This is a genomic window from Shewanella holmiensis (assembly GCF_025370255.1).
GTDB lineage: Bacteria > Pseudomonadota > Gammaproteobacteria > Enterobacterales > Shewanellaceae > Shewanella > Shewanella holmiensis.
On sequence record NZ_JAMTCD010000003.1, the window covers coordinates 15,317 to 29,244 of the forward strand.

8 protein-coding genes and 6 tRNA genes are annotated in these 13,928 nt (G+C 42.1%); 1 reads left to right on the forward strand and 13 read right to left on the reverse strand.

Annotated elements, in window-relative coordinates; genetic code table 11:
- Positions 1 to 181: 181 nt before the first annotated feature.
- Both NE535_RS03180 and NE535_RS03185 read right to left on the reverse strand, forming a co-directional pair.
- Complete coding sequence (locus tag NE535_RS03180; RefSeq protein ID WP_261297253.1) at positions 182 to 3,040, reverse strand: M16 family metallopeptidase; 2,859 nt, start codon at positions 3,038 to 3,040, stop codon at positions 182 to 184.
- Positions 3,041 to 3,078: 38 nt separating this feature from the next.
- On the reverse strand, positions 3,079 to 3,501 hold the full coding sequence (locus tag NE535_RS03185; RefSeq protein WP_261297254.1) for a YqaA family protein: 423 nt from the start codon (positions 3,499 to 3,501) through the stop codon (positions 3,079 to 3,081).
- A 288-nt stretch (positions 3,502 to 3,789) separates the two neighbouring features.
- Between NE535_RS03185 and NE535_RS03190 the strand changes: the two genes are divergently transcribed.
- Entirely contained in the window at positions 3,790 to 5,040 is a 1,251-nt protein-coding gene (locus tag NE535_RS03190; protein ID WP_261297255.1) for a dicarboxylate/amino acid:cation symporter, read from the forward strand.
- A gap of 503 nt (positions 5,041 to 5,543) precedes the next feature.
- Here NE535_RS03190 and NE535_RS03195 read toward each other — a convergent pair.
- The 11 genes from NE535_RS03195 to alaS all read right to left on the reverse strand — a co-directional run bounded on the left by NE535_RS03195 (position 5,544) and on the right by alaS (position 13,641).
- Positions 5,544 to 6,674, reverse strand: a complete 1,131-nt coding sequence (locus NE535_RS03195; protein ID WP_188840635.1) for a sodium ion-translocating decarboxylase subunit beta — start codon at positions 6,672 to 6,674, stop codon at positions 5,544 to 5,546.
- Between the two features lie 8 nt (positions 6,675 to 6,682).
- Positions 6,683 to 8,461: a sodium-extruding oxaloacetate decarboxylase subunit alpha gene (gene oadA / locus NE535_RS03200; RefSeq protein ID WP_261297256.1), complete on the reverse strand. Its 1,779-nt coding sequence runs from the start codon at positions 8,459 to 8,461 to the stop codon at positions 6,683 to 6,685.
- A gap of 21 nt (positions 8,462 to 8,482) precedes the next feature.
- Entirely contained in the window at positions 8,483 to 8,719 is a 237-nt protein-coding gene (locus NE535_RS03205) for an OadG family protein (protein WP_261297257.1), read from the reverse strand.
- An 800-nt stretch (positions 8,720 to 9,519) separates the two neighbouring features.
- Positions 9,520 to 9,596: transfer RNA gene (locus tag NE535_RS03210), tRNA-Arg, on the reverse strand.
- 64 nt (positions 9,597 to 9,660) lie between these two features.
- Positions 9,661 to 9,752: transfer RNA gene (locus NE535_RS03215), tRNA-Ser, on the reverse strand.
- Between the two features lie 9 nt (positions 9,753 to 9,761).
- Positions 9,762 to 9,838: transfer RNA gene (locus NE535_RS03220), tRNA-Arg, on the reverse strand.
- Between the two features lie 33 nt (positions 9,839 to 9,871).
- Positions 9,872 to 9,948: transfer RNA gene (locus NE535_RS03225), tRNA-Arg, on the reverse strand.
- A gap of 33 nt (positions 9,949 to 9,981) precedes the next feature.
- Positions 9,982 to 10,058: transfer RNA gene (locus tag NE535_RS03230), tRNA-Arg, on the reverse strand.
- A gap of 19 nt (positions 10,059 to 10,077) precedes the next feature.
- Positions 10,078 to 10,169 (reverse strand) — tRNA-Ser (locus tag NE535_RS03235).
- Positions 10,170 to 10,402: 233 nt separating this feature from the next.
- Positions 10,403 to 10,597: a carbon storage regulator CsrA gene (csrA, locus tag NE535_RS03240; protein WP_188840632.1), complete on the reverse strand. Its 195-nt coding sequence runs from the start codon at positions 10,595 to 10,597 to the stop codon at positions 10,403 to 10,405.
- 419 nt (positions 10,598 to 11,016) lie between these two features.
- Positions 11,017 to 13,641 (reverse strand): alanine--tRNA ligase, encoded by a 2,625-nt coding sequence (gene alaS, locus NE535_RS03245; RefSeq protein WP_261297258.1) that lies wholly within the window; start codon positions 13,639 to 13,641, stop codon positions 11,017 to 11,019.
- Between the last annotated feature and the right edge of the window lie 287 nt (positions 13,642 to 13,928).

The window sequence follows — 13,928 nt, forward strand, 5'->3', positions numbered from 1 at the left end:
TATTCTCTACTGATGGATTCGCATGATTAACAGCTAGACCCGATAATACCCGAGATTATTACCAAATTGGCAAAAAAACTGTAAACAAAAACGGCAACAGAGATTCTGCCACCGTTTTAACTGACTTCTTAATACTTATATTGGGTTAAATAGGTTCAATTCAACCCAATGATTTAATGAATTAATTTATTACTTGAATTGGGTAACCTAATGGAGCCAACTGCTCTTGGATAACGTCTTTATCACCCACAACCAATATCACCATAGTATTGATATCCAATAGCGATTTAGCAAGTGAGTTTAATTCAGTCGTCGTAATAGAATTAATTATCTCAGTTTGTTGCTGGGTAAATTGAGGATCTAATTGATATCGCTGAATCCGGCGAATAAACCCTGCTTTTTGATATGGCGTTTCAAAATCTAACGCTTGGCCTTGAGTGATAGAATTACGTAAAAAAGCTAACTCCTCATCATTCATTCCCGCTTGTTGATAGGCTTGAATTTCTTTAATAAATTCTGCAATTGCAGCACCAGTAACATCGGTTCTTACGCTTGCAGAGGCAATAAATTCACCCGTGTCTTCTTGGCCACTGAACTGAGTTCTTGCGCCATAGGTATAACCTTTATCTTCGCGTAAATTAAGGTTTATGCGGCTATTAAAAGCCCCCCCTAGAGGATAATTCATCAAGTTAGCCTTAAAATACTCACCCGTGCCATCATAGGACAAAGCACGTTTCCCGATATTAATTTCCGACTGCGCTGCATCCGGTTTATCAATAATGTAAATAGTCGCTGGTGCCGCATAAAGACGTTTGTTGATGGGGGATAACGCCGTTGCCTTTCCACCCCACTGACTTAATCCGCTTAGCATTGGCATCACACTATCTTTCGCTAAATCAGACACCATCACCATTTGTGCACTTCCAGCAGTATATTGTTGCTGATAAAAGGCTTTAACGTCTTCAAGGGTTATCGCTGAGAGTGATTCAACGGTTCCCAGCTGACTACTGCCCATCGCAGTGTTTTTACCGTACAACAAAGCAGAAAAACCATTACTCGCTAGATAACTCGGATTGGTCATAGCCTGCTGTAAGCTTTGTAATTGTTGCTGTTTTACCCTTTCAAAATCAGCGCTATTAAAGCCTGGGGTAAATAAACGCTCTTGTAAAATAGCCAATGTTGCAGCAAGGTTTTTAGACAAACTAGAGACTTGAACATAAGACTGTGAGCCTCCAGCACCAAAACTAATGCTAGAGCCTAACATCTCGAGTTTATGGGCTAACTCTTCTGTGCTGTGTTTCGTGCTAGATTCCCCCATCATGGCCGCGGTTAGCTGAGCTAAACCGGCTTTTTCCACTGGCACTGCACGGTGTCCACCTTCAAGGTAAATCACAAGTTCAGCGGTAGGCGTTTCTTTACTTTCTGTGCCCATTACCTCTATGCCATTACTCAATGATGACGTCCAAAGAGTGGGAACAGTTAATACAGGAGCTTTACCTGGCGGAGGCATTTTTGCCCGTTCAAAACTTGACACTACAGGCTTAATATCGGTCAAGCCTGTGACGGCCTCAGCAGCTACAGGTAAGAGTGCGGGTGAAAAGTTATCAGCCTTAGCGACAAGTTGTGATTGCCCTTCAGGCACCACACTCATCACCACTTTAGGTTTGTCTTTGATATACTGCTTAAACACTCGCATCACATCATCTTTAGTCACACTGTTATAGCGTGCTAAATCCTGTGCGACCATATTAGGGTTACCGTAAAACGTTTGATTAGCCGCTAGGGTAGACACCTTGCCTCTCACGCTTTGTAAACCAAAAATAGTGTCGGCCTCAAACTGAACTTTCACTTTTTCAAGATCCTCGTCAGTGACGCCGCGTTGTTCAAATTCAGCGATGGACTCGTCAATTTTGGCTTCAAGTAAATCTAACTTGCCGCCTGTTGCCGGGTTTGCCAGAGCATATAAAGTAAATTGACACGCCAATTCCTGACAGGGATGGCCAACTGAAGCCTGAACCGCATAGCCTTCTTTTACGAGGTTTTTATATAACAAAGACGTTGGCCCACCACCAATGATATTGGCCAGTAAATCGAGGGCTGCTTCATCAGGGTGACCGGCATAAACCGTTGGCATACCAATATATAGCAAAGGTAAATGCACTTTGTCTTCCATTGATAGATAGCGGGTTTTATCTAATGTTACTGGCGTTTTAGCGGCTGAATCAACTTGAGGACCAGATGGGATTTCCCCAAAGTACTTATTCACCCATGACAATGTTTGTGACTCATCAAAATCACCACCTATGGTTAAAGTGGCGTTATTCGGACCATACCATCGCTCGAAAAAGTGTTTCACATCATCTAACGTTGCACGATCAAGATCTTCAGGCCAACCAATCACCGGCCAAGAGTAAGGATGTCCTTCGGGATAAAGCGCCTGTGCAAAGCGTTCACCTAAACGGCCGTAAGGCCGGTTATCGATCCGTTGAGCACGTTCATTTTTAACCGTTTCACGTTGTACCTCAAATTTTTCAGACGTTAATGCAGGTAAAAAGAAGCCCATTCTGTCTGATTCTAACCACAACATTTTCTCTAACTGATTACTGGGTACAGTTTCAAAATAATTGGTTCTATCTGAGTTTGTTGTACCGTTTAATGTGCCACCAGCTTCGGTGACCACTTTAAAGTGTTGCTCATCACCAACATGTTGTGAGCCTTGAAACATCATGTGTTCAAATAAGTGAGCAAAGCCACTTCGTCCAGCGAGCTCACGAGCAGACCCTACATGATAAGTCACATCAACGTGCACTAATGGATCTGATCTATCTTGATGTAAAATGACGGTCAGCCCATTGGCTAAACGATATTTCTTATACGGAATGCCGATTTCGCTGTCACTAACTGAAACCGTTTCAATTAAACTCACACCCGCTGGCAAGCTTGCTTGTGCTGTGGTGACATCAATAGCATCATTTGCGCTTTCAATGGCGCACCCTGATATTGCCGCACTGACTGCGACAGCAAGTATCCACTTTTTCAAAACACTCTCCTTGAGTTTATAAATAAGATCATTAGGGATTAAATGGTAGCCATAAAAGCAAATACAATCAGACTATAGCGAACCGTTTTACCTAATAAAATAATCAATGTTGAAGGCACGACCGGTAATTTAAGCCAACCAGCAATTAAGCACAGAATATCGCCAACAAGGGGTAACCAAGATAATAATAATGCCCACACGCCAAATCGTTCAAACCAACGCAATGAACGTTGGTAATGTTGGTTATTAAAATCTTCAGGCGATTTAGCAAACCGTCCTATTCGACCTAAATAATAACTGGTTAAAGCGCCAAGAGTATTACCAATACTTGCTACGACCAACAAAGGTAGCCAAGGTTCACTGTTGTGTTGTAATAAACCAATAAGTAAAACTTCTGATCCACCTGGTAACAAGGTTGCAGCTAAAAAGGCTCCAGAAAACATAACCCACAATTCAGACAAAACCTATCCCCATGATTTAATTTTATTTTTATTGAATGCATCGCATTATGAACAAAGTAACTATTTAGTTAAATCTAGTTATTATATTAACATCGTTATATATAATTATAAGTTATATCAAATTAACGTTGTTTGTCTGTATTTGCCTATCTAGAATGCCATTAAATTTGCTTCATCTATCTAAATAAACTAGTTTGCACAAACCGCTGAAGACGGATAAGTTAACTGCTATTAGCATGTATATCACCCGCATACTGCTTAATCACATAATAACAATGAGATTTCCCGATGATTTTAGACACATTTAAACGTATTCCTTTCTGGCAGAAAGTATTAGCCGGCTTCATTTTAGGTACCCTTGTTGGTGTCGCGTTGGGCAGTTCTGCCGTGGTTTTGAAACCCTTAGGTGATTTATTCATCAGCGCAATAAAAATGCTGGTTGCCCCCTTAGTATTTTGTGCCATCGTCGTCAGTATTACCTCTTTAGGTGGCCAAACAAATTTAACTCGTTTAAGCATGAAAACCTTAGGTTTATTTATGTTTACCGGAACAGTAGCATCATTTATTGGGCTTGCTGTGGGCAGTTTAATCGACATGGGAGGCTCACTTGAATTAGCCACCAGCGAGGTTCGAGAACGTGATATTCCAGGCTTTACCCAAGTCTTACTGAATATGATCCCTGTTAACCCGTTTGCATCTTTGGCGGAAGGTAAAGTATTGCAAATTATTGTATTTGCAGCCTTGGTGGGAATTGCAATCAATGCCGTGGGCGAAAAAGCAGAACCACTGAAAAAAGTGATGGAGGCCAGCTCTGAAGTCATGTTCCAACTCACTCGCATGGTACTTAAACTGACCCCTATTGGTGTTTTCGGCTTAATGGCATGGGTTGTTGGCGAATATGGCTTAAGCACTTTGTTACCGCTAGGTAAATTTATCATTGCCATTTACATAGCCGCTTTAATCCATATCATTTTTGTTTATGGTGGTTTAGTGAAATTTGCCGCAGGCCTCAGTCCGATAAAATTTTTCCGTAAAGCGATGCCTGCACAACTGGTAGCATTTAGTACAGCCTCGAGTTTCGGCACCTTACCCGCCAGTACCCGTTGTAGTGAATCTATGGGAGTGTCAAAACGTTATAGTGCTTTTGTATTGCCATTAGGTGCGACAATGAATATGGATGGTTGTGGCGGAATTTACCCTGCGATTGCCGCTATCTTTATTGCACAAATCTACGGCATCCCCCTAGATATGACTGATTACATGCTGATTGCCGTAACCGCAACAGTTGCCTCAGTGGGTACAGCTGGCGTACCAGGCAGTGCCATGGTGATGTTAACCGTCACCTTAGGCGTGATTGGTTTACCATTAGAAGGAATTGCGTTTATTGCGGCAATCGATCGCATTATCGACATGATCCGCACCGCAACCAATGTTACGGGTGATATGATGACCGCGGTGGTGATAGGTAAAAGTGAAGGTCAATTAGATGTCGCCCAGTTTAATGCTGAAGACGGTATCGCTGAGCAACAGCCCAATTAAATAACAGCCAAATAATTAAGCGAGTAAGGAGCGCCTAACTCGCTTTTTTGTATCGATAAAAAATAAATGCTGATTAAAAGCTTGTAGTAACTCATTGTCAGACGTTATCGGCGTCGCAAGAGATATCATTATCTTGTTAGTCAGAAGATACTTAACATCTAATGGCTAGTGGCTAGTGGCTAGTGGCTAGTGGCTAGGTATATTGCACATCCGCTATATAATCGTAATCATTGACGATATTAACTAAGCTGAACGCTGGTTAATTATGATCTAATAACCAAGATCGTGAGACATATCTTCGTGGCAATAGAACTCATCGAAATGATAACCACCTACTGAAGTCGCTTGATTACGCGCTGAAAAAATAATACCCACAAAGATAAAGCCTTAAAATAAAGCAAGAAACAAACTTAAATTGAATAGGCAATAAAAAAGCCAATGCAATCGCATTGGCTTTTGTTGCCTGCCATATATCACTAAATGGCAGAGTGTTTATTTTAAAATTATCCTAATACCGCAAGTAATACGCCAGCGGCGACTGCACTGCCTAATACTCCTGCAACGTTAGGTCCCATTGCATGCATTAACAAGAAGTTTTGATGATTAGCTTCAAGGCCGACTTTATTGACTACTCGTGCCGCCATAGGCACTGCCGATACACCCGCCGCGCCAATAAGTGGGTTCACCTTACCACCAGATAACTTACACATTAACTTAGCCATTAATACCCCTGCTGCAGTACCAATTGAAAAGGCTACCGCACCCAGTACTAAAATCCCTAAGGTTTCGATACGTAAAAACTCGCCCGCAGACAATTTTGATCCAACGGCCAGACCTAAAAAGATGGTCACTATATTAATTAGCTCATTTTGGGCTGTTTTAGACAGGCGATCTACTACACCTGACTCACGCATTAAGTTACCTAAACAGAACATACCCACTAAAGGCGTTGCTGCAGGTAAAAACAAAATGGTTAATCCAACGACCATCAACGGGAAAATAATCTTCTCACGTTTACTCACTTCACGTAGCTGTTCCATTTTGATACTACGTTCAGCCGGTGTAGTTAACAGTTTCATAATCGGGGGCTGAATTAATGGCACTAATGCCATATATGAATATGCCGCTACCGCAATAGCACCTAAGAGATCAGGAGCTAGCTTTGAGGCTAAGAAAATAGCAGTGGGTCCATCGGCGCCACCAATAATCGCAATAGCCGCAGCATCTGTCATACTAAATTCAAAACCTGGCACCAAGTTAAGTGCAATTGCCCCTAATAACGTTGCAAAGATACCGAATTGAGCCGCTGCACCCAGTAATAAAGTTTTTGGATTTGCTATCAATGCACCAAAGTCAGTTAATGCGCCAACCCCCATGAAAATAAGCAGCGGAAAAATACCCGTTTCAATTCCCACGTGATACGCATACCAAAGTAAACCACCCTCTTCGGTAAAACCTGCATTAGGAATGTTGGCTAAAATTGCACCAAAACCGATTGGTAATAATAATAACGGCTCAAAACCACGTGCGATGGCGAGATATAACAATAAACAGCCAACCCCCATCATTAACAACTGGCCCGCTTCAAAATGTGCAATGCCTGTTTCAGCCCAAAAGGCCATTAATCCTTCCATAATGCCCTCTACGCCAAATCAAGTAATGTTGAACCTACGGTCACGCTGTCACCCTGCTTAACAGCAAGATTTGTTACAACGCCATCTTCATTGGCTCTCACTTCGGTTTCCATTTTCATCGCTTCAAGAATGATAACCACTTCACCAGCTTTAACTGCTTGGCCATTAGCAACTAACACTTTGAAAATATTGCCTGATAATGGTGCCGTCATCGTTGACTTGACCACACCAGAAGAGACTACAGCAGATTGAGTCGCTACGGGTGCTGACTGCGCAGTTGATGGAATGATTTGGGTAATATCGCCACCTTGACTGACTTCAACCACATAGCTTTTTCCTTCAACATTAACCGTGTAAGTTTCAGGACCTTTATCAGTAGCCTTGACCACTAAATCATCCGCTGAGGGTACTGGCTCAAATGCATCTGGATTACCACGGTTTTTCAAAAACTGTAGGCCAATTTGGTTGAACAAGGCGTAAGTCATAACGTCATCGTCAGTTTCGGCGGCAAGTGTAAAACCAAGCTCTTTCGCTTTATCGGCTAATTCGATTCGTAGCTTATCCAATTCTGGTTCGATGAGATCAGCAGGGCGGCAAGTAATCGCTTGTGCACCATTAAGCACTCTAGCTTGTAATTCTGCATTTACCGGCGCTGGTGTGGCACCATATTCGCCTTTTAACACCCCTTCGGTTTCTTTAGTCATCGACTTGTAACGCTCGCCCATCAGCACGTTAATTACCGATTGCGAACCAACAATTTGTGATGTGGGTGTCACTAAAGGTAAGAAACCTAAATCTTCACGAACGCGAGGGATCTCTTCAAGAACAGCATCCATCTTATCGGCAGCGCCTTGCTCTTTAAGTTGGTTTTCCATGTTAGTTAACATGCCGCCAGGTACCTGCGCACGTAGGATCCGTGAATCAATGCCTTTTAATGCTCCTTCAAAGCGAACATATTTTTTACGCACTTCACGGAAGTAGGCTGCAATTTCTTCTAACAACACCATATCGTAGTTTGTAGCACGTTCTGTGCCCTCTACCATAGCAACAAGCGTCTCTGTTGCGCTGTGACCGTAAGTTTGGCTCATGGATGAGATAGCGGTATCTAAAACATCAACACCGGCCTCAATCGCTTTTTGGTAGGTTGCTGTACTTAAACCGGTTGTCGCATGGCAATGCATTGAAATCATTAAATCGGTCTGCGATTTTAAGCGGCTGATAAGTTCAAACGCTTCCATTGGCTTGAGCAAACCCGCCATGTCTTTGATACATAATGAATCAGCACCCATATCTTCAAGGCGTTTGGCCATATCAACCCAGGTATCTAGGGTATGCACTGGGCTAGTCGTGTAAGAAATGGTCCCTTGAGCATGGCCACCGACATGCTTAACAGCCTTTACCGCAGTTTCTAGGTTGCGGACATCGTTCATTGCATCAAAAATTCGGAATACATCTACACCATTAGTGTGCGCTCGCTCAACAAAACGTGTAACGACATCATCGGCATAGTGACGGTAGCCTAATAAATTCTGGCCACGCAGCAGCATCTGTTGTGGTGTATTTGGCATGACCTTTTTAAGTTCACGGATACGATCCCATGGATCTTCACCTAAATAACGAATACATGAATCAAAAGTGGCGCCGCCCCATGACTCCAAAGACCAGTAACCGACTTTATCAAGTAATGGCGCTATGGGTAACATGTCATCAATACGTAAGCGTGTTGCAAGTAAAGATTGGTGGGCATCGCGCAGGGCGACATCGGTTAAGGCTAACGGCTTGCTCATAAAAACTCCCAAAAATAAAACTTACGCACGGTATTGGTGGATAGCTGAAGTAATAGCTGCAACTAACTTAGGATCTAATTGATTAGTGGCTATTGGACTTGGCGGTACATCAGGCTTAGCAACAACTTCTGGTGCTGGACAAAACTTTGCGACAATGGCAATTCCCACAATAAGTACACTCAAGAAAATGAATACTAAACCCATCCCCATTATCATTATGCCAAGAGCATCAACTAATTGTTCGCTGATCGATGTCATACTTCCTCACTGAAATTAAACGTTAAAAAGAGTCTCGTTATTAAAAATACTGAATGGGGTTATATCTAAAAAAGTACATTAAATCGCAGCTTCATTGAGCACCGGCCACTCAAAAGCATAAATATTCAATAAAAGTTATTTTTTATTTATGAATATTAAGACATCTAATTTAGAAGCAAAGCCGTTCAAGACTGATTTACGTTACAAAATATAAACAATGTATACCAAAAACACCATCCATTTGTAAAATGGTCTTACCAAAAATAGTTATCACAAATCAAAACAAATGATTAATTCTTACTTTTAACCCCAATAAATTATTAATTCATCACCTAATGACTCAAAAACTTAACCACAGCCAACTGTTTCGTAAATGTTAACCACACTAGAGCAGAAAATGCTTTAGTTTGATTCACGAAAAAGTTTGCTAGCAACAAGCCTGCATAAAAATTTACATTGATTCACAAAAACAGCACAAACTGGAAGTTTAAACACGCTAAAGCTCATCAGTCGCCAAGGCAATGACAAGTAAGCCACCGAATAAGACGCATTTATGAGGGAGATTGAAATGAAGTGGTTATATGGAACGACATACCACAAAGGTATTTGAATACCAGAAATAAGATATTTGAATACAAGAAATCACAAAGATATCTATATTGGCATAGTTATGTTGGCCATCAAAATCACGGTTCTGAATAACGCCTCTCATCCGCTGAGTTTAAATACACATTTTATTGGCACACATTAGATATTTAAAAAGCAAAAAAAAACCTGCATTGAATGCAGGTTTTTTAATATGGTGCGCGTGGGAGGATTCGAACCTCCGACCGCCTGGTTCGTAGCCAGGTACTCTATCCAGCTGAGCTACACGCGCAAAACTTTTTAATCCATTCAATCATAGTCTATTTATGCTAAAAAGCATGATGACATAGAATGAATGGCGGAGAAGGAGGGATTCGAACCCTCGATGGGAGTTAAAGCCCATACTCCCTTAGCAGGGGAGCGCCTTCGGCCACTCGGCCACCTCTCCACACAAATATGGTGCGCGTGGGAGGATTCGAACCTCCGACCGCCTGGTTCGTAGCCAGGTACTCTATCCAGCTGAGCTACACGCGCAAATTTGGGGGGTGTTGCAATATGAAGAGAAAATGGTGCGCGTGGGAGGATTCGAACCTCCGACCGCCTGGTTCGTAGCCAGGTACTCTATCCAGCTGAGCTACACGCGCATCTTATATTTTCATCTATCATTTTCTTAATAATGGTGCGCGTGGGAGGATTCGAACCTCCGACCGCCTGGTTCGTAGCCAGGTACTCTATCCAGCTGAGCTACACGCGCAATATTATCAAGTAAGAAATGGCGGAGAAGGAGGGATTCGAACCCTCGATGGGAGTTAAAGCCCATACTCCCTTAGCAGGGGAGCGCCTTCGGCCACTCGGCCACCTCTCCGTTTTCTTGGCGCACATATTACTGTCTGCCGGAAATAAGTCAAACCCTTTTTAGGAAACCGATTGTCATTTGAACTGTTTTTAATCACATTGTGGAGTTAAACGGCATATAAGGCTGAAAACTCTGTTCTAATAGGTGAATAAATATAGTGAATAAAACGACCTTGAAAGCTGAAAACAAAAAAGCCAGCAAAAGCTGGCTTAATCATTTTGATAAATTTAATCAACAATAGATTAGAAATTACCACCTTCAGACGAGTCTGATTTTTCAGATTGAATTCTTTGGTAGATCTCTTCACGGTGAACAGATACTTCCTTGGGTGCGTTAACACCAATACGTACTTGGTTGCCTTTAACACCTAATACAGTAACAGTGACTTCATCACCTATCATCAATGTTTCGCCGACACGGCGAGTCAAAATTAGCATTCGGTTGCTCCTTTAGTTCACACTGCATAACACGCTTTGTCCGTAATATGCGTTTATTATAAGGTCTGCTCAGTAAAAGTCATAGTACCTTCAATTCGAAGTTTGACGATTAAGCGCACACAATTCAAAAAGTAACAATTAGCTTAAAACCAAATAAAAGTCACCTAACAGCACCATTCAAAAATGATTTTGGTAACGAGTCGTTTATAAACTGGTTAAACACGATAATACTAAAAAGTAATTCGTCCAACATAAGCTAACGAAAAATGCGCTGTGAAACAGACCAGCAACAAAACTTTGTTTACTATGCCAAAAGTGCTTAACACACTCAAGCCCTAAAGCATAATAACCACTTTAAGGCCTGAATAACCAGCAACAAAAGTCAAACAGATGTAACGTTGCTCGATTATTATTTACAATTAGCTTAAACGTTGTTCTAACCAAGGTTGTACAAGCGCTAATGCCGCATCAAGATTTTCAGGTTGTGTACCGCCAGCTTGAGCCATATCTGGACGTCCACCGCCTTTACCACCAACCTGCTGAGCAACCATAGCCACTAACTCGCCGGCTTTAATTTGCTTAGTTAAATCATTGCTGACGCCAGCAATTAAATTAACTTTACCTTCACTGGCAATACCCAACACAATAACCGCAGATTTTAGCTTTTGTTTAAGCTCATCTTGCAACCCACGTAATGAGCCAGCATCAACGCCCTCAAGCTTTTTCACTAACACTTTAATGCCATTAATCTCAATAGCATCACCAGCGAGATCTGCACTGGCTGCGGCAGCCAGTTTATCTTTGATTTGCGATAAATCTTTCTCTAACTGCTTCACTTTATCCAACTGAGCTTTTAACTTTGTGATAACAGATGCACTATCAGATTTTAGCAATGAAGCCGCTTCTTCAATTTGAGCCTGTTGTTCTGCGATATAGGCCATTGCCGCAGCGCCAGTGACCGCTTCGATGCGACGAACACCTGCAGCAATACCACCTTCAGAAGTTACCTTGAACAAACCAATGTCACCTGTACGGCCAACATGTGTTCCACCACACAGCTCTATTGAGAAGTCGCCCATGGTTACAACACGTACCTGAGCGTCATACTTCTCACCAAATAACGCCATAGCGCCTTTTTCTTTGGCCTCATCAATCGCCATTTCAGCGGTTTTAAGCTCATGGTTACGACGAATTTGAACGTTTACTAATTCTTCAACTGCTTTTAACTCAGCAGGTTTAACCGCTTCAAAATGTGCGAAATCGAAACGCAGTCTTTCAGGGTTAACTAACGAGCCTTTTTGGCTAACGTGTTCACCTAGCACTTGACGCAAAGCGGCATGCAGTAGATGCGTTACAGAATGGTTTAGTTCGGTACGATGACGTAATTTTTTATCAACTTGAGCAGTAAGCACTTGGCCAACTTTAATGTCACCAGAAATAACTTCGCCTTCGTGTCCTGTGGCAGGACCAAACTTTTGCGTATCAGCCACTTTAAACACAACGCCTTCAGCAATTAATTGACCTTGGTCGCCGACTTGACCACCTGATTCGGCATAAAATGGCGTGTTGTCTAATACAACCACACCCGTTTGGCCTTGGGTTAATTGTTCAACGGCTTTACCGTCTAGGTACAGTGCTTTGACAGCTGCATTACCGACAAGCTCTGCATAACCACAGAAAGTCGTTTCGGTATCAATAATCAAGTTACTGTTATAGTCAGTGCCAAAATTACCTGCAGCTTGTGCACGCTTGCGCTGCTGAGCCATTGCCGCTTCAAAACCCGCCTCATCCACTTGAATATCACGCTCACGACAAACGTCTGCGGTTAAATCAACAGGGAAGCCATAAGTGTCGTATAGCTTAAAGGCGGTTTCTCCGTCTAATGTTTTAGCGGTTAACTCGTTTAAAGCTGAGTCTAAGATTTGTAGTCCGCGCTCAAGTGTACGAGCAAATTGCTCTTCTTCCGCTTTCAAGGCTTTTTCGACAATAGCTTGCATTTGACCAAGCTCTTTTGCTGCATCACCCATTACTGAAATCAGTGTAGGTACGAGTTTATAGAAGAAAGATTCGTTTGCTCCTAGCTTATTGCCATGACGTACAGCGCGGCGAATGATTCGACGTAAAACGTAACCTCGACCTTCATTCGATGGCATAACACCATCGGCAATAAGGAAAGCACATGAACGGATATGGTCAGCGATAACGCGTAAAGACTTATTCTCTAAATCGGTAACACCAATGATTTCTGCCGTTTTAGCTATTAGGGTTTTAAAAATATCAATTTCATAGTTTGAATGGACGCCTTGCATAATTGCGGCAATACGTTCAATACCCATACCGGTATCAACAGAAGGTTTTGGCAGAGGCTGCATTTCACCATCAGCTTGACGGTTATATTGCATAAAGACGATGTTCCAAATCTCAATGAAACGATCGCCATCTTCTTCAGGTGTGCCAGGACGACCACCCCAGATATGATCGCCGTGATCATAAAAAACCTCAGTACATGGACCGCAGGGACCGGTATCACCCATTTGCCAGAAATTATCAGAGGCAAAAGCTGCACCTTTATTATCCCCAATTCGGATAATGTTCTCTGCCGCTACACCTATTTTTTTATTCCAGATTTCAAATGCTTCATCATCTGTTTCATAAATAGTCACGCATAGACGTTCAGTAGGCAGTTTCAAGGTTACGGTTAAGAATTCCCATGCAAAACGAATGGCTTCTTCTTTAAAATAATCACCAAAGCTGAAGTTACCGAGCATTTCAAAAAAAGTATGGTGACGCGCGGTATAACCCACATTGTCTAAATCGTTATGTTTACCACCGGCACGAACACAGCGTTGTGAGGTAGTTGCACGAGTATAGCTACGTTTATCCATGCCCAAGAACACATCTTTGAACTGGTTCATACCCGCATTGGTAAATAACAGTGTTGGATCATTAGCTGGAACGAGCGAACTACTATCTTCTACCTGATGTCCGTTATCTTCAAAATACTTTAAAAAAGCACTTCTTAACTCTGCTGTGGTCTGAAACATGGAATTGTCCTGAAATAGAGTATACAAAAGTTGTCAGCCTGCAATACAGGCCACTAAATGTGGGTATTATATACTGAATTTACTTTAATATGCGAGATGAGAGAATGGATTAAGGTATCCATAAAAAGCGATAATATTTATCACTTGATTTGAGCTAATTTGACTTGAATTAGTATTGGTCAAATTATGTTTATACAGAGATTAGTCGAGTTTATGAGCCATAGTCTATGAGGCATAGTGTTCGCACTACGTATGATGACACTGGACGCCCTAAAGTTACAAGTGAC

Bases quoted from the DNA above. Each gene is read 5' to 3' on its own strand.
- alaS (WP_261297258.1), bottom strand. From the start codon at position 13,641: ATGTTTCAGACCACAGCAGAGTTAAGAAGTGCTTTTTTAAAGTATTTT.
- oadA (WP_261297256.1), bottom strand. From the start codon at position 8,461: ATGAGCAAGCCGTTAGCCTTAACCGATGTCGCCCTGCGCGATGCCCAC.
- NE535_RS03195 (WP_188840635.1), bottom strand. From the start codon at position 6,674: ATGGAAGGATTAATGGCCTTTTGGGCTGAAACAGGCATTGCACATTTT.
- NE535_RS03190 (WP_261297255.1), top strand. From the start codon at position 3,790: ATGATTTTAGACACATTTAAACGTATTCCTTTCTGGCAGAAAGTATTA.
- NE535_RS03205 (WP_261297257.1), bottom strand. From the start codon at position 8,719: ATGACATCGATCAGCGAACAATTAGTTGATGCTCTTGGCATAATGATA.
- csrA (WP_188840632.1), bottom strand. From the start codon at position 10,597: ATGCTAATTTTGACTCGCCGTGTCGGCGAAACATTGATGATAGGTGAT.